The organism is Streptomyces sp. NPDC091376, assembly GCF_044757085.1.
Classification (GTDB): domain Bacteria; phylum Actinomycetota; class Actinomycetes; order Streptomycetales; family Streptomycetaceae; genus Streptomyces; species Streptomyces pratisoli.
In genome coordinates, this window is record NZ_JBIVUF010000012.1 from 18952 (window position 1) to 33735 (window position 14784).

Sequence of the window (14784 nt, forward strand, 5' to 3'; positions counted from 1 at the left end):
GACGTGGGGACCGTAACGCTCGGCGTTTCGATCGCGGTCCCGGAGCCCTACGGCAGCCTGCTCCAGGAGCGGCGCGCGGGCTTCGGGGATGCCGCCGCGCACGGCATCCCCACGCATGTCACCCTCCTGCCGCCGACCGAGGCCGACGCGTCCGCCCTGCCTGTGGTCGAGGCGCACCTCACGCGGGTCGCGGCGGCGGGCCGCGCCTTCCCCATGAGGCTGTCCGGCACCGGTACGTTCCGGCCGGACTCGCCGGTCGTCTTCGTCAAGGTGGCCGAGGGCGGGGCGGCCTGCACCCAGCTCCAGCAGCGGGTGCGGGACGCGTCCGGCCCGCTCGTGCGCGAGCTGCAGTGGCCGTACCACCCGCATGTGACCGTCGCGCACGGCATCGCCGAGGAGGCGATGGACCGGGCCTACGAGGAGCTGGCCGGGTACGAGGCGGAGTGGACCTGCACGTCCTTCGCGCTGTACGAGCAGGGCGCGGACGGGATCTGGCGCAAGCTCCGTGAGTACGCGTTCGGGGGCGGCCCGGCCGTGCCGAGCCTCCCGGCGCAGAGCACCCCCGTGGACGAGCCGGCCGCGACCCCGTACTGAGCGGGCCAGCCCGGGCTCAGACCGGGAGACGGCGGAACAGCGGCCGTGGCACATGCCGCAGCGCCGACATCACCACCCGCAGTGCCCCCGGCACCCACACCGTCTCGGCGCGCCGCCGCAGACCCTTCTCGATCGCCAGGGCGACGTGCTCCGGTGTCGTGGCCAGCGGTGCCTCGGCCAACCCGGCCGTCATCTTCGATCGGACGAACCCGGGCCTGACGACCATCACATGCACCCCCGTGCCGTGCAGGGCGTCACCGAGGCCCTGGGTGAACGCGTCGAGTCCCGCCTTGCTGGATCCGTAGATGAAGTTGGCGCGGCGGGCGCGCTCGCCCGCCACCGACGACAGCACGACCAGCGAGCCGTGGCCCTGCGTCTGCAGGGCGCCCGCGCAGATCAGCCCGGAGGAGACGGCTCCGGTGTAGTTCGTCTGGGCGACCCGGACCGCCGCGAGCGGTCTGGCCTCGTCGTGTGCCTGGTCGCCGAGGACACCGAAGGCGAGCAGCACCATGTCGATGTCGCCCTCGGCGAAGATCTTGCCGAGGACCTCCTCGTGCAGGCTGGGGTCCAGCGCGTCGAAGGCGACGGTGCGTACGTCCGCGCCCAGTTCGCGCAGGCCGTCGGCGGCGGACTCCAGCGCGGGGGAGGGGCGGCCCGCCAGCCAGACCGTACGGGTACGGCGGGCCACCAGCCGGCGCGCCGTCGCCAGGCCGATCTCCGACGTGCCGCCGAGGACGAGCAGGGACTGCGGGGTGCCGAATGCGTCCTTCATGGTGCGTGCTCCTTCATCACAGAGGTCACGGAAGTCACAGCGAGAGACGGCGGGAGAGATCGGACACGAACACTCCCCTCGGATCCAGCCGGGCCCGCAGGGCGCGGAACCGGTCGAGCCCGGGATACATCGCCGCCAGCAGTTCCGGCCGCAGCCGGGAGTCCTTGGCCAGATAGACCCGCCCGCCCGCGCCCGCCACCACGTCGTCGAGTTCGTCCAGGAACACGCCGAGCCCCGGCAGTCCGGCCGGCAAATCCAGGGCGAGCGTCCAGCCGGGCATCGGGAACGACAGCCAGCCCGGGTCGCCCTCGCCGAAGCGCTTCAGCACGGCGAGGAACGACGGGCAGCCGTGGCGGGCGATGCGCCCCACGATCGCGCGCAGCGCCTCCTCCTGACCGTGCCCGACCACGAACTGGTACTGGACGAAGCCGCTGCGCCCGTAGATCCGGTTCCAGTGCGGGACGCCGTCCAGCGGATGGAAGAAGGCGGGGATCGACTGGAGTTCGCCGGTGCGGCGACGCGGCGCCCGGCGGTACCAGAGCTCGTTGAACAGGGTCACGGAGGCGCGGCCGAGCAGTCCCTCCGGGACGAGCGCGGGCGCCGCGGGAAGGCGCAGGGGCCGGAACCCCAGCGGCCGGCGCCGGGCGCGCCGCGGGAGCGCGTCGAGGGGCGCGTGCTCCCCGCGGGTGAGGACCGAGCGCCCGGTCGCCGCGCCGCGGGCGAGCAGGTCGATCCAGGCGACCGAGTAGCGGTAGCGGTCGTCGGTCCCGGTCAGCCGCGCCATCAAGTCGTCCAGGTCGGCGGCGCGTTCGGTGTCCACGGACATCAGCGACGTCTCGACCCGGTGCAGCCGGACCGTGGCGGAGAGGACGATCCCGGTCAGGCCCATGCCGCCCGCGGTCGCGTCGAACAGCTCGGTGCCGGGGAGCACGGTACGCAGCTCACCGTCGGCCGTGAGCAGTTCCAGCGAGAGCACATGGCGGGAGAACGAGCCCGAGACGTGGTGGTTCTTGCCGTGGATGTCGGCGCCGATGGCTCCGCCGACCGTCACATAGCGGGTCCCGGGCGTGACCGGGACGAACCAGCCGAGCGGCAGCAGCACCTCCATCAGCCGGTGCAGGCTGACCCCCGCGTCGCAGACCACGACGCCCGCCTCCGCGTCGATGGTGCGGATCCGGTCCAGGCCGGTCATGTCGAGGACGGCGCCGCCCGCGTTCTGCGCCGCGTCCCCGTACGCCCGGCCCAGTCCGCGCGCGATGGCGCCGCGTGTCCCGCAGCGGTGTACGGCCGCCGCGGCGTCGTCGAAGGTACGGGGACGGACCAGCAGCGCCGCCGAGGGCGCGGTACGGCCCCAGCCGGTCACCGGCACCGGCAGGTCGTCGTCGTAGGGGGACATGCGCGCGACGGTATCGCCCTCTTCGGGGGATTTGCCTTAATGCCCCTGACTCGCCGAAACGGGTGATTAAACGAGTGTCATGAAAAATGACCGCAAATGTCGGCCCGTCGTTGAGAAGAGTCGCTTCCGGCTCATCGAAAGGGGTGGCAGATGCGAGAGGCCGACGGGACGCGACGGCCGGGCGTCGAGCACCGGCTGCTGACGGTGATGCGCGGCTTCGGCACGGAGCCACGGGTGGCCGCGGCGGCCCGCGCGCTGTCGCACACCGGCGAGCACGCCACGCTGTGGATCGCCGCCGGCCTCGCGGGCGCCGCGGCCGACCCCGAGCGGCGCCGCGGGTGGCTGCGCGGTACCGCACTGATCTGCGCGGCCCACGTGACCAGCATCGGCGTCAAGCGGGTCGTACGCCGCCCCCGCCCTCGACTGCCGGTGGGTGAACCGCTCGTACGCGCCCTGGGCCGGCACTCCTTCCCCAGCTCGCACGCCGCCTCGGCGGCCGCCGCCGCCGTGGCCTTCGGCACGCTCCGCCCGGCGGTCCGCCGGCTCGTGCGGCCACTGGCCGCCGCGATGTGCGTCTCCCGGCTCGTCGCCGGCGTCCACTACCCGACCGACGTCCTCGCCGGCGCGGCCCTCGGCGGCCTCATGGCCCACCGGGGCGCGGCATGGCTACGGACCGGCCGGGGCGCGACGCAGGACGGAGCCGGAGGCGGCGGACATGTCTGAGCGGAGCACCGTGCTGCTCGAGCAGCCGGAGCGGCCGGAGCAGCACGTCGGGCGGGCCGTGTCCGCGCGACGGCGGCCGCTGCGGGTGCCGCTGGGGCTGATCCGGACCGCCAGGCCCCGTCAGTGGATCAAGAACGTGCTGGTCGCGGCGGCCCCGGCGGCCGCGGGGGAGCTGGACTCCCGGCACACGGTCGTCCAACTGGCGGTCGTCTTCGCCCTGTTCACGGCCGCCGCCTCCGCCGTCTACCTGATCAACGACGCGCGCGACGCCGAGGCCGACCGCGCCCACCCGGTCAAGTGCACACGGCCGGTGGCCTCGGGCGACGTACCCGCAGCCGTCGCCTGCGCCGCCGGGGTGCTGCTCGCCGCCGCCGCGACCGCCGCCGCGGCCGTCCTGTGCAACACGATGACCGCGGCGCTGCTCTGCGCCTACGTGCTCATGCAGATCGCCTACTGTGTCCGGCTCAAGCACGTCCTCGTCGTTGACCTGGCCATCGTCACCACCGGATTCCTGATGCGGGCGATGATCGGCGGAGTGGCGCTGTCCATTCCGCTCTCCCGCTGGTTCCTGATCACCACGGGCTTCGGAGCGCTCTTCATGGTGGCCGCCAAGCGCTACTCGGAAGCCGTCGAGATGGCCGGCTCGGACGGTGCGACCAGGGCGCTGCTCACCTCCTACACCACCGGCTACCTCCGCTTCGTGTGGCAGCTGGCGGCCGGCGTCGCGGTCCTCGGCTACTGCCTGTGGGCGCTGGAGAGCGGCGGAACCGCGAACGGCTCACTGCTGCCGTGGCGTCAGCTCTCGATGATCGCGTTCATCCTGGCGGTGCTGCGGTACGCGGTCTTCGCCGACCGGGGCACCGCCGGCGCTCCCGAGGACGTCGTGCTGCGCGACCGGCCGCTCGCCGTCATCGGGCTTGCGTGGCTGGCGATGTACGCGATGGCGGTCGCGGACCTGTGACCGGGCCGGTGGCCGAAGCCGCAGCAGAATCCGGGACGGCCGAAGCCGCAGCGGAATCCGGGACGGCCGAATCCGGGACGCCCCGCTCCGTGGCCGGACCCGGGTGCCGGGGAAGGCGTACGTCATGGACTGGCTGAAGAAGCTCCCCGTCGTCGGCCCGCTCGTGGAGCGGCTGATGCGGACCCACGCATGGCGCTCGTACGAGACGCTCGAAGAAGCACGCTGGACGCGGCTCGCGGCCGCGATCACCTTCATCAGTTTCCTCGCGCTCTTCCCGCTGATCACCGTCGCCGCCGCGATCGGCGCCGCGCTGCTCAGCAAGGAACGGGTGACGTCCCTGCAGGACAAGCTGGCCGAGCAGGTGCCGGGGATCTCCGGCCAGCTCGACATCGGCGCGCTCGTGGACAACGCGGCCACCGTCGGCCTGATCGCCGGCGCGCTGCTGCTGCTCACCGGCATCGGCTGGATCGGCTCGATGCGGGAGTGCCTGCGGGTGGTCTGGGGCCTCGACGACAAGGACGAGGGGAACCCGATCGTACGCAAGGGCAAGGACGCGGCCGTGCTGTTCGGCATGGGCGCGGTCGGCCTGGCCTCGTTCGCCGCGTCCGCCCTGGGCTCCAGCGCCGTCGGCTGGAGCGCGGACCGTCTCGGCATCGAACGCGACGGGGCCGGCGGCGTCCTGCTGCAGATCGTCGCCGTCGCCGTCGCGGTCCTCGCCGACTTCCTGGTGCTGCTGTACGTCCTGACCCTGCTGCCCGGCGTCCACCCGCCCCGCCGCCGGCTGATCGTCGCGGCGCTGCTCGGGGCGGTCGGCTTCGAGCTGCTGAAACTGCTGCTCAGCGGCTACATCTCGGGCGTCGCGACGAACTCGATGTACGGCGCGTTCGGCGTCCCCGTCGCGCTGCTGCTGTGGATCAACTTCACCGCGAAACTGCTTCTGTACTGCGCCGCGTGGACCGCGACGGACAGCGGCCCCGGCACCCCCGGTGCCGGGGAGAGCGCTAGCGACGAGGCAGACGACGGACCAGATCCGGCAGCGGCCAGCGCCGGTTGACCAGGAACGCGGCACCCGCCAGCAGCACCAGCACCCCGGCGATCACGGAGAGCGCGACACCGGCGCCGCTGGACCCGCCCTGCCCTGTCGCGGAGGCCTTGTCCGGACCGGGCCGGTTCTTCTTGCCTTCGTCGCCGCTCGCGGCGCGCTGGTCGGGACCGCTCGACGTGTCCGTACGCGCGGACTCCGGCGCCACCAGCTCGCCGACCGGCTTCACCTTCCCGGCCGCCGCGAAACCCCAGTCGAGGAGGCGGGCGGTCTCGTTGTAGACCGCGTGGTTCTCCTTCGACGACGGGTTCATGACCGTGACGAGCAGCACCTTGCCGTTGCGCTCGGCGACGCCGGTGAAGGTCGAGCCGGCCAGCGTGGTGTTGCCGTTCTTCACGCCCGCGATGCCCTGGTACGGGGTGACGCCCGACTCGCCGGTGAGCAGCCGGTTGGTGTTCTGGATCTCGAACGTCTCGCGCTTCTTGCCCGGCTTCAGCTCGCCCGGGAACTTGGCGCGGGCGGTCGAGCAGTACTCCCGGAAGTCCTTCTTCTGCAGACCGCTGCGGGCGAACAGGGTCAGGTCGTACGCGCTCGACACCTGGCCCTTCTCGTCGTAACCGTCCGGAGTGACGACCTCCGTGTCGAGGGCCTGCAGCTCCTCGGCGTGCTCCTGCATCTGCTTGACGGTCTCCTTGACTCCGCCGTTCATCTCGGACAGCACATGGACGGCGTCGTTGCCCGATCGGAGGAAGACGCCGAGCCACAGGTCGTGGACGGTGTAGGTCTGCTTCTCCTTGATCCCGACGAGGCTGCTGCCGACACCGAGCCCGGCGATCTCGCTGCGTTCGACCGTGTGCTGCCGGTCCTTGGGGAGCTTGGGCAGCACCGTGTCCGCGAAGAGCATCTTCAGCGTGGAGGCGGGGGGCAGCCGCCAGTGCGCGTTGTGGGCGGCGAGCACGTCGCCGCTCTCCGCGTCAGCGACGATCCAGGAGCGGCCCGACACGTCCTTCGGAAGGACGGGTGCGCCGGGCATCAGGTTGACCTGGGTGCCGGGCTTGCCGAGCAGGCTGCCGCCGACGGTGGACATGACCGACGGTGGGTTCGGGGCCTTGTTGTCCTTGCTGACCTGCTTTTCGGCCTTGGTGGCCGCTGTCGCGGGCGCGGTGGCGAGTGCGGGAAGCAGCGCGGCGGCGGCGACCGTCAATGCGGTCTTCTTCAAAGCAGACACGGACGAGAACGTACAGGGAGTTGACGCCGATGCCGACACCGGCCGGGTGACCCGCCGCGAGCTCCGCCGGTACAGCCCATCACCCGGACCCCGCCGCACCGGGACGGAGGACGGCGGCGATACTGAGTCCATGAAGCTCAGCCGCCCGGTCTCCTGGTTCCTGCTCGCGTTCGGGGTGTGGAGCTGGGTCATCTGGGTCACTTTCGTCAAGAACCTGTGGCAGGACGCCGGCGGGCTCGCCTTCGACGACGCGGGTGACCCGACTGCGTACTTCTGGGTCCATCTGCTGCTCGCCGTTACGTCCCTGGTTCTGGGGACGGTGGTCGGGGTCATCGGGTTGCGTGGCGTACGCGCATTGCGTCGCGACCGGGGATAGGGGAACGGTTCCGTGCTGGTCGTCCTGCTCGTGATCGCTGTCGTGGTGGCCCTGCTGGCGGGCGTCCACTGGTACGTCTGGCGGCGTCTGGTCCGCGACACGACGGCCGGCCCCGGTGCGGTCCGCCGCGCGGGCACGGCGGCGGTCGTCCTGCTGCCCGTGCTCTCCGTCGGCGCCCTCGCCTCCGGCCGCGCGGGGGCGCCCTTCTGGCTCCAGCAGATCCTCGCCTGGCCGGGCTTCCTCTGGCTCGCCACGCTCCTGTACCTGACCCTCGCCCTCGTCGTGGGCGAGGCCGCCCGGCCCCTCCTGCGCCGCGCCCTGTCCCGCCGGGCTGACGCCAGGTCAGCGGCGGGCGCTCGGGCGACCGCGGCCGGAAGCGGCACCGTCGCCGTGAACGGTGGGACCGCCGCGAGCGCCGCTGAGACCGGCGACGCCTCGCGTGAGGAAGGCGGCCCGCAGGACGCCGAGGTGCTCGAAGGCACGGGTTCGGTCGCCGTCTCCGTTGCCGTCGCCACGGACGATGGGTCCGGCGCGGGGGGCGCGCGCGGGCACGTGCGTGCCATGGCACCCGCCGATGCCGATGCCGATGCCGATGCCGGCACCGACACCCGCACTCACGCCGTCTCCGACGCCACGGCCGCATCCGGCGATGCGGCGGACGTCCGCCCGGAGGCCACCGCGTCGACCGCCGGTGCCGTCCCGGCGGGCGGCGTGTCGCGGCGGTTGTTCGTCGCGCGCATGGTGGGCGGCGCCGCGGGCGCCGTCGCGGCGGGAACCGTCGGGTACGGCGCGTACGGGGTACTGCGCGGGCCGAAGGTCAAGCGGGTCACCGTGCCGCTCGCGAAGCTGGTGCGCGGGATGCACGGGTACCGGATCGCCGTCGTGAGCGACATCCACCTCGGGCCCGTCCTCGGCCGGGCCCACGCCCAGCGCATCGTGGACACGATCAACGCCACCCAGCCCGACCTCGTCGCCATCGTCGGCGATCTCGTCGACGGCAGTGTGGCCGACCTCGGCCGGTCCGCCGAACCCCTCGCGCAGCTCCGCGCACGCGACGGCTCGTACTTCGTCACCGGCAACCACGAGTACTTCTCGGGCGCCGACGCCTGGGTCGACCACGTCCGCGAACTCGGCCTCACCCCCCTGCGCAACGACCGTGTCGAGATCGCCGGTTTCGATCTCGCGGGCGTCGACGACATCGCGGGTGAGAGCGAGGGCCAGGGCCCGGACTTCGCCCGGGCGCTCGGCGACCGCGACCGCGGCCGCGCCGCCGTGCTCCTCGCCCATCAGCCGGTCGTCATCCACGACGCCGTACGCCACGGAGTGGACCTCCAGCTGTCCGGTCACACCCACGGCGGCCAGCTCTGGCCCGGCAACTACCTGGCGGAGCTGGCCAATCCGACCGTCGCCGGTCTCGAGAAGTACGGCGACACCCAGCTCTACGTGTCGCGCGGCGCCGGCGCCTGGGGCCCGCCCGTACGGGTCGGCGCGCCCTCCGACATCACCGTCGTGGAACTCGCCTCCCGCCACGCATGACGAACTGATCCGGTCCGCACGGCACTACGCGGCACTGCGCAGCCGTGCAGCGACGGGGCCGCGCCCACCGCGCCCCGCCCGCCACGCCGCGCGGTGAGGACGCCGAGCCCGATCTGCGGGCGGGAGGCGCGCAGTTGGCGTGCGGTCCCACGGCCGGCGCCGTCCGGGAGCGGCATCACATCGAGGAGTACCGTGCCGGGGCGCGTCGTCCGTGCGGTGTCCATCGCCTCCCGTACGCTTCCGGTATCCGTACGGGGGACGGGCCGGGCACCGGATGCCGCCTCGGAGTTCCCCGGGAGTCGCGCCCGTGACGCGGCCGCGCCCGCACGTCCGCACCGACTCCGGGAGCCGGCCCGAGGGACCGGCGGAGAGGAGCGGGAATCGTGGCGGCATGGGCGCGCTGGTGCTACCGGCACCGAGTGGTGGTCCTGGTGCTGTGGGTGGCGGCACTGCTCGGCCTGGGGGCCGCGAGCAGCACCGCGGGCACCAGCTATGCGAACGTCTTCAGCCTTCCGGACACCGACTCGTCCGAGGCCTACGACCTGATGGCACAGGCCTTCCCGGAACGCTCCGGCGACACGGACACCGTGGTGTGGCGGGTGTCCGGCTACGGCGGGGCGGGCACGGGCAGGTCCGACGGCGGCTCGGTACGGGACCATGCCGTACGGGAACGGATCGAGCCCGCGCTGCGGAAGATCGCGGCGATGGACGGGGTCGGCGAGGTCGCGAGCCCCTACGCCGAAGGACCGGCGGCCGCGGCGCAGATCAGCGGTGACGGGCGCATCGCCTACGCCCAGGTGACGTTCGCCGAACAGGCGAACTCCGTACCCAAGGCGCTCGTCGAGGACGTCGTCGCCACGGCGCGGGACGCCGAACGCCCCTGGCTCCAGGTGGAGCTGGGCGGCCAGGCGATCACCAGGACGCAGGAGCCGCCGGCCGGGATCGCCGAGGCGGTCGGCATCCTCGCGGCCGCCGTGGTGCTCTTCCTGGCCTTCGGCTCGCTCTTCTCGATGCTGCTGCCGATCGTCGTCGCCGTCTTCGGCGTCGGCACGGGCATGCTGTCGACGACGCTCCTCGGCCATGTGACCGACGTGCCCGAAGTAGCCCCGCTGCTCGGCTCGTTGATCGGCCTCGGCGTCGGCATCGACTACGCGCTCTTCATCGTCACCCGGCACCGCCGCGCGATCCTGCGCGGCCACGAGCCGGAGGACGCCGCCGTGCTGGCGCTCAACACCTCCGGGCGCGCGGTGCTGTTCGCGGGCGGCACGGTGTGCATCGCGCTCGCCGGCATGCTGGTGATGCGGATGCGCTTCCTGGACGGCGTGGTCGTCGCGACCACCCTGACGGTGGTGCTCAGCGTGCTCGCCGCGATCACGCTGCTGCCGGCGCTGCTCGGGCTGCTGGGACCGCGCGTGCTGAGCAGGAGGCAGCGGCGCGCGCTGGCCGCGAAGGGTCCTGAGCCGCTCGAGGCGGGCGGCGCCGCCGCACGCTGGTCCGCGACGGTGCAGCGGCGGCCCCGCGCCGTGGCGGCCGTCGCCGTCGTGGTGATGGCCGCGCTGGCGGTCCCGGTGCTGTCGCTGCGCCTCGGCGCGACCGACCAGGGCAATCAGCCGGAGTCGGCGACCACCCGGCAGGCGTACGACCTGCTCGCGGAGGGCTTCGGGCCCGGGTTCAACGGGCCGCTGCAGATCGTCGTCGAACAGCCGGGCGCCACCGCCCTGGTGGAGCGGGTACGGGACGTGGACGGCGTCGCCCGGGCCACGGCACTGCCCGTACCGCCGGATGCGGAGCTCACCGTCATCCAGGTCGTGCCGACGACCTCGCCGCAGTCCGAGGAGACCGACCGGCTGATCGACACCCTGCGGGACGAGGTGATCCCGGCGTCCGGCGTCGAGGCGCACGTCGGCGGAGTGACCGCGGTCTTCAAGGACTTCGCGACGGTGACGGGCGACCGGCTGCCCGCCTTCGTCGCCACGATCATCGGTCTGGGCTTCGTGCTGCTCCTGATCGCGTTCCGTTCGTTCGTCGTGCCGCTGACGGCCGCGCTGATGAACCTGATCGCGGCGGCGGCGTCGTTCGGCGTGCTGGTCGCGGTGTTCCAGTGGGGCTGGGGCACGGAACTGCTGGGCATCGGCAAGGAGGGGCCGATCACGTCCTTCCTGCCGGTGATCATGCTGTCGCTGCTGTTCGGGCTCTCCATGGACTACCAGGTGTTCCTGGTCAGCCGGATGCACGAGGAGTGGGTGCACTCCGGCGACAACGCGCGGGCCGTGCGGATCGGCCTCGCCGAGACCAGCAGGGTGATCAACTGCGCCGCGCTCATCATGATCTGCGTCTTCGGCGCGTTCGTCCTGAGCGGCGACATGGAAGGGGCGATGGCGGGCATCGGCCTCGCGGCGGCGGCGGTGGCGCTGGACGCGTTCGTGCTGCGGACCGCGCTGGTGCCGGCGGCGATGCATCTGCTGGGCCGTGCCAACTGGTGGCTGCCCGGGTGGCTGGACCGGCGGCTGCCGCATCTGGCGGTCGAGCCGCGCGAGGAGGAGACGGACGGCCCGTCTCCGGACGTGGAGCAGGAACACGAGCCGACTCCGGAACCGTCCGTCGAGGGCGCGACGGGTCAGGCGGGTGTGCCGGGTGCCCCGGGTGTGGCGGTGGTCCACGGCTTCGTACGGGCCGACGACGGCGACCCCGTCGCGGACGCGGTGCTCACCCTGATCTCGGCGGGCGGCCGGCAGCTCGACCGGGTGCGGTCGCTGGCGGACGGCTCGTACATCCTGGCCGCACCGGGCGCCGGCTCGTGTCTGCTGGCGGTCCGTGCCCGGGGGTTCGAGGCGGACGCGCGCCACATCAGGACCGGCGTCGAGCCGCTCGTACAGGATCTGGTGCTGACGCAGGAGCAGCCGGCCCGGCGCCTCCTGGCGTGAGGCCGTCGCCTACTTCCCGTCCTGGTCCTTGCGGGCGGCCGCGCGCTTGGGCTTGCCCGAGGCGGCCATCCCCGCCGCCGTCGGCATGAAGTCCCTGAGCAGATCGTGCGTCTCCTTGACCAGGGGCCGCAGGATGCGGAACCGGGAGAGCGAGATCGCCCGGGCGGTGACCGGAGCGAGCCGCTCGACCAGACGACGGCTGTTGGCACAGCCCTCGGAGCGGTCGTACACCCAGAACAGCACGAGCCCCATCTGCTGGAGCCAGAGCAACCGCGGCAGAGCGTCGGCCAGTTCGGGATCGACCTTCACCGTGGCCCCGGACAGCACCCGGCGGTGGACCTCGATCGCCGCGTTCCTGGGGCCCTCGGACTCCGGGGAGAAGGGACTGAGGGGACTGTCCGGGTCCGCCGCGTTCTTGAAGAACTGGGACGCGAACTCGTGGTACGGCTCCGCGATGTCGAGCCAGCCGAGGAGGACCCCGCGGATGCGTGCCGTGAGGTCCTTCTCACCGCCGTCCAGGACCTCGGCGACGGCCGCCTGGTGCTGCTCGGCGATCCGGTCGTAGAAGCCCTGGACCAGATGTTCCTTGGAGGAGAAGTAGTAGTACGCGTTGCCGACGGAGACGCCCGCCTCCTGGGCGATGGCCCGCATCGTCGTCTTGTCGTAGCCGCGCTCCTGGAAGAGCCGGAGCGCGGTTTCGAGGATGAGGGTGCGGGTCTGCTCGCTCTTGGCGGGCTTGGCCGACCGGTCGTCCTGCTTCTCGTCCTTCACGTCGTTCACGGTGACCGAGCCTAACCGGGCGGGGCCGGGACCTCGCACCGGCCTTCGCAGGACGCGGCCGTCATCTCCCGGTACTTCGCGGCGGCGAGGACCGTGACCTTGGCGAAGGGCGCCCCGGCCGGAGTGCTCAGCCAGTGGGCCCTCGGCCGGTGTTCGGCCAGTGCCCAGAGGCAGACGATCCAGGCGGCGGTGGACCGGTACACCTGGCCCCGGTCCCCGATCACCGTGATCTCCCGCAGGGTGCTCTCATGGTCGAGGTCCGGGAAGCGGCGCCTTGCCTCCTGCGACGCCGCCGGGACCAGGTCGAGCGGGACGAGCTGCCGCTGCCGCAGCAGCCAGTGGCGCAGATGGACGCAGAGCGGGCACTGCGCGTCGTACAGCACGGTCAGCCGCTTCACCGGGATGCCCATGACCCGCTCACGCGCCCGCGGCAGGTGCCGTCCAGGGGCCCTGGCCGGCCGGTCCGGTCCAGCCCTGCGGCGGGACCGGCGGGGTCTGCTCCCGCTCCATCACGCCACGTCGGCGGATCTTGTTGAGGACGTAGACGTTGGCGAGGTGCATCACCCCGAGGACGAGCAGCACGACTCCGAGCTTCACCGAGAGCGCCTCGAAGAGCCGGCGGGCGTCGGCGACCGCGTCGTCCTGGCTGAGGTAGAGCGCGACGAAGCCGAAGTTGACGAGGTAGAAGCCGACCACCAGAAGGTGGTTGACGGCGTCTGCGAGCTTCTCGTTCCCGTGCAGGACGTCGGAGAGGAAGATCCGTCCGTTCCGGCTGAGCGTACGGGCCACCCAGATGGTGAGCGCGACGCTGATCAGCAGGTAGACGACATACGCGATGACTGTGAGGTCCATTCCCCACCCTCCCTTGAACGCGTTCAAAAGGTCTTGGGATGGACTGTAGACCTGTTCTTGAACATGTTCAAGCGAAGGGGAAATCGGGAGGCGGTTGCGCTTGTGGGCGCCTAGGCTCAGCCGGATGACGCTCTCTCACGATGTCGCGGGGCACGGCCCCGTGGTGGTACTCCTGCACTCGTCCGTCTGCGACCGGCGGATGTGGGACGACCAGTGGAAGGCCCTGACCGACGCCGGCCACCGGGTCGTGCGCTGTGACTTCCGGGGGTTCGGCGACACCCCGGCGGAGGCGGTTCACCCCTACCGCGACGCGGACGACGTTCTCGCGCTGCTCGACACGCTCGGCGTCGGGCGCGCCGCCCTCGTCGGGGCGTCCTTCGGGGGCCGTGTCGCCGTCGAGATCGCCGCCCGCAACCCGGAGCGGGTGACCGCGCTGGCGCTGCTCTGCGCGGCGCTGCCCGGGCACGAACCCGGCCCGGCACTGAGGGACTTCGACAGCCGCGAGGACGAGCTGATCGAGGCGGACGACCTCCGGGGCGCGGTGGAACTGAACGTCACCACCTGGCTGGGCCCGGAGGCCACCGAGGCGGTGCGCGAGCGCGTACGGGCCATGCAGCGGCACGCCTTCGAGGTCCAGCTCGCGGCGGACGAGGCGGCGGGCGAGTCGGCGGAAGGAACGGCGGACGAGTCGGCGGGCGAGTCGGCGGAAGGAACGGCGGACGAGGCGGCGGGCCTGGAGCCGCCGGAGTCCGAGGGGCCCTCCGTCGACCCTGCCGCGATCACGGCGCCCAGCCTCGTCGTCTCCGGCGCCCACGACATGGCCGACTTCCGCGCCATGTCCACCCGCCTCGCCCGACTGATCCCGGACGCGCGGCACATCGAACTCGCCTGGGCCGGACACCTTCCCTCGCTGGAGCGTCCCGCCGAAGCGACGGCCCTGCTCACCGCCTTCCTCCGCGAGCACGCGCCCGTCGAGCGGGCCGCCTAGCGCCGAGCAGCGCGGGCCCTCGCCCCCGTCGCCGCCGGGCTGTGCGACGCCTCGGTGACCTAGGCGCTCAGCGAGCGCGCGTAGCCGATCTGGCCGACGACCCAGTGGATGGTGTCCGGTCCGGTCGCCGGGATCATCGTCGAGTGGTGGCGGCCCGCGCTGGTGACGCTGATCTGGATGAAGCCCGTCGTGCGGCGTTCCTTCATGAGCAGGAAGAGAAGGCCGAGGAGGCAGAAGACGGCGAAGACGACCGCGAGGACGATGCCGACCGTGGGGATCTTCTCCTCGGTGCGGGACATGTCCGTGCAGTTCCACACCGCGCCCTTGAGCGGCATCGTTCCGTTCGGCGTGATGACCGAGTCCTGGAGGACGGTGATGTCACCGAGGGCCAGCAGCGGTGCACCGGGGCTGCCGCCCATGGGGGCCAGCGGCGCCTGGGCGTAGCCGTGCCCGTCGGGGGCACCCGGCGGCTGCGTGGGCCCCCACTGGTAGTCGCCGCCGTCCTTGTAGGGGTTCGGCTCGGTCATCAAGTCCCCGCTCTCACATCGTGCATCACACATGACAAAGGCCCGTTCCGGTACGGCGAGCGTACAGAAACGGGCCTCTGACGGA

15 protein-coding genes are annotated in these 14784 nt (G+C 72.4%); 8 read left to right on the forward strand and 7 right to left on the reverse strand.

Annotated features, from left to right (window positions below; genetic code table 11):
- Positions 1–3: 3 nt before the first annotated feature.
- On the forward strand, positions 4–594 hold the full coding sequence (locus ACIQMR_RS24655) for a 2'-5' RNA ligase family protein (RefSeq protein WP_266381865.1): 591 nt from the start codon (positions 4–6) through the stop codon (positions 592–594).
- A gap of 16 nt (positions 595–610) precedes the next feature.
- On the opposite strand, the gene ACIQMR_RS24660 is transcribed toward ACIQMR_RS24655, so the two are convergent.
- Positions 611–1366 (reverse strand): decaprenylphospho-beta-D-erythro-pentofuranosid-2-ulose 2-reductase, encoded by a 756-nt coding sequence (locus ACIQMR_RS24660; protein WP_266381868.1) that lies wholly within the window; start codon positions 1364–1366, stop codon positions 611–613.
- Positions 1367–1400: 34 nt separating this feature from the next.
- Complete coding sequence (locus ACIQMR_RS24665) at positions 1401–2762, reverse strand: FAD-binding protein (RefSeq protein ID WP_401391098.1); 1362 nt, start codon at positions 2760–2762, stop codon at positions 1401–1403.
- Between the two features lie 150 nt (positions 2763–2912).
- On the opposite strand from ACIQMR_RS24665, the gene ACIQMR_RS24670 reads away from it, so the two are divergent.
- From ACIQMR_RS24670 to ACIQMR_RS24680, 3 genes are all read left to right on the forward strand, one after another.
- A complete protein-coding gene (locus ACIQMR_RS24670; protein WP_401391101.1) occupies positions 2913–3485 on the forward strand; it encodes a phosphatase PAP2 family protein in 573 nt (190 codons plus the stop codon).
- A complete protein-coding gene (locus tag ACIQMR_RS24675) occupies positions 3478–4446 on the forward strand; it encodes a decaprenyl-phosphate phosphoribosyltransferase (protein WP_401391104.1) in 969 nt (322 codons plus the stop codon). The genes ACIQMR_RS24670 and ACIQMR_RS24675 overlap by 8 nt, the downstream gene beginning before the upstream one ends.
- Positions 4447–4570: 124 nt before the next feature.
- Positions 4571–5500 carry a YihY/virulence factor BrkB family protein gene (locus ACIQMR_RS24680; protein ID WP_401391107.1) on the forward strand — a complete coding sequence of 310 codons (930 nt, stop codon included), beginning with the start codon at positions 4571–4573 and terminating at the stop codon, positions 5498–5500.
- On the opposite strand, the gene ACIQMR_RS24685 is transcribed toward ACIQMR_RS24680, so the two are convergent.
- A complete protein-coding gene (locus ACIQMR_RS24685) occupies positions 5448–6716 on the reverse strand; it encodes a D-alanyl-D-alanine carboxypeptidase family protein (RefSeq protein WP_401391108.1) in 1269 nt (422 codons plus the stop codon). The genes ACIQMR_RS24680 and ACIQMR_RS24685 overlap by 53 nt on opposite strands.
- A 130-nt stretch (positions 6717–6846) precedes the next feature.
- Here ACIQMR_RS24685 and ACIQMR_RS24690 point away from each other — a divergent pair, with 130 nt between their 5' ends.
- The 3 genes from ACIQMR_RS24690 (at position 6847) to ACIQMR_RS24700 (ending at position 11552) form a co-directional block, all read left to right on the forward strand.
- A complete protein-coding gene (locus tag ACIQMR_RS24690) occupies positions 6847–7092 on the forward strand; it encodes an SCO4848 family membrane protein (RefSeq protein ID WP_266381884.1) in 246 nt (81 codons plus the stop codon).
- 12 nt (positions 7093–7104) lie between these two features.
- Positions 7105–8628 carry a metallophosphoesterase gene (locus tag ACIQMR_RS24695; protein WP_401391112.1) on the forward strand — a complete coding sequence of 508 codons (1524 nt, stop codon included), beginning with the start codon at positions 7105–7107 and terminating at the stop codon, positions 8626–8628.
- Positions 8629–9011: 383 nt separating this feature from the next.
- Positions 9012–11552: an MMPL family transporter gene (locus ACIQMR_RS24700; protein WP_401391115.1), complete on the forward strand. Its 2541-nt coding sequence runs from the start codon at positions 9012–9014 to the stop codon at positions 11550–11552.
- Between the two features lie 9 nt (positions 11553–11561).
- Here the strand turns inward: ACIQMR_RS24700 and ACIQMR_RS24705 are convergent, their stop codons facing one another.
- Genes ACIQMR_RS24705 through ACIQMR_RS24715 form a run of 3 tightly spaced genes read right to left on the reverse strand, consistent with a single transcriptional unit; the run spans position 11562 to position 13184 of the window.
- Positions 11562–12332: a TetR family transcriptional regulator gene (locus ACIQMR_RS24705; protein WP_401391118.1), complete on the reverse strand. Its 771-nt coding sequence runs from the start codon at positions 12330–12332 to the stop codon at positions 11562–11564.
- An 11-nt stretch (positions 12333–12343) separates the two neighbouring features.
- The gene (locus ACIQMR_RS24710) at positions 12344–12742 is read right to left on the reverse strand and encodes a thiol-disulfide oxidoreductase DCC family protein (RefSeq protein WP_401391120.1); all 399 of its coding nucleotides are present in this window, start codon (positions 12740–12742) and stop codon (positions 12344–12346) included.
- Positions 12743–12749: 7 nt separating this feature from the next.
- Positions 12750–13184 (reverse strand): hypothetical protein, encoded by a 435-nt coding sequence (locus tag ACIQMR_RS24715; RefSeq protein ID WP_358668552.1) that lies wholly within the window; start codon positions 13182–13184, stop codon positions 12750–12752.
- 124 nt (positions 13185–13308) lie between these two features.
- Between ACIQMR_RS24715 and ACIQMR_RS24720 the strand changes: the two genes are divergently transcribed.
- Positions 13309–14172 (forward strand): alpha/beta fold hydrolase, encoded by an 864-nt coding sequence (locus ACIQMR_RS24720; protein WP_401391125.1) that lies wholly within the window; start codon positions 13309–13311, stop codon positions 14170–14172.
- Between the two features lie 59 nt (positions 14173–14231).
- On the opposite strand, the gene ACIQMR_RS24725 is transcribed toward ACIQMR_RS24720, so the two are convergent.
- Positions 14232–14699, reverse strand: coding sequence for a hypothetical protein (locus ACIQMR_RS24725; RefSeq protein WP_401391127.1), 468 nt, complete (start codon positions 14697–14699; stop codon positions 14232–14234).
- Between the last annotated feature and the right edge of the window lie 85 nt (positions 14700–14784).

What these genes read in the sequence shown, in the direction of transcription:
- ACIQMR_RS24720 (WP_401391125.1), top strand. Translation starts at nt 13,309, where the DNA reads ATGACGCTCTCTCACGATGTCGCGGGGCACGGCCCCGTGGTGGTACTC.
- ACIQMR_RS24670 (WP_401391101.1), top strand. Translation starts at nt 2,913, where the DNA reads ATGCGAGAGGCCGACGGGACGCGACGGCCGGGCGTCGAGCACCGGCTG.
- ACIQMR_RS24665 (WP_401391098.1), bottom strand. Translation starts at nt 2,762, where the DNA reads ATGTCCCCCTACGACGACGACCTGCCGGTGCCGGTGACCGGCTGGGGC.
- ACIQMR_RS24725 (WP_401391127.1), bottom strand. Translation starts at nt 14,699, where the DNA reads ATGACCGAGCCGAACCCCTACAAGGACGGCGGCGACTACCAGTGGGGG.
- ACIQMR_RS24715 (WP_358668552.1), bottom strand. Translation starts at nt 13,184, where the DNA reads ATGGACCTCACAGTCATCGCGTATGTCGTCTACCTGCTGATCAGCGTC.
- ACIQMR_RS24660 (WP_266381868.1), bottom strand. Translation starts at nt 1,366, where the DNA reads ATGAAGGACGCATTCGGCACCCCGCAGTCCCTGCTCGTCCTCGGCGGC.
- ACIQMR_RS24690 (WP_266381884.1), top strand. Translation starts at nt 6,847, where the DNA reads ATGAAGCTCAGCCGCCCGGTCTCCTGGTTCCTGCTCGCGTTCGGGGTG.
- ACIQMR_RS24710 (WP_401391120.1), bottom strand. Translation starts at nt 12,742, where the DNA reads ATGGGCATCCCGGTGAAGCGGCTGACCGTGCTGTACGACGCGCAGTGC.
- ACIQMR_RS24680 (WP_401391107.1), top strand. Translation starts at nt 4,571, where the DNA reads ATGGACTGGCTGAAGAAGCTCCCCGTCGTCGGCCCGCTCGTGGAGCGG.
- ACIQMR_RS24675 (WP_401391104.1), top strand. Translation starts at nt 3,478, where the DNA reads ATGTCTGAGCGGAGCACCGTGCTGCTCGAGCAGCCGGAGCGGCCGGAG.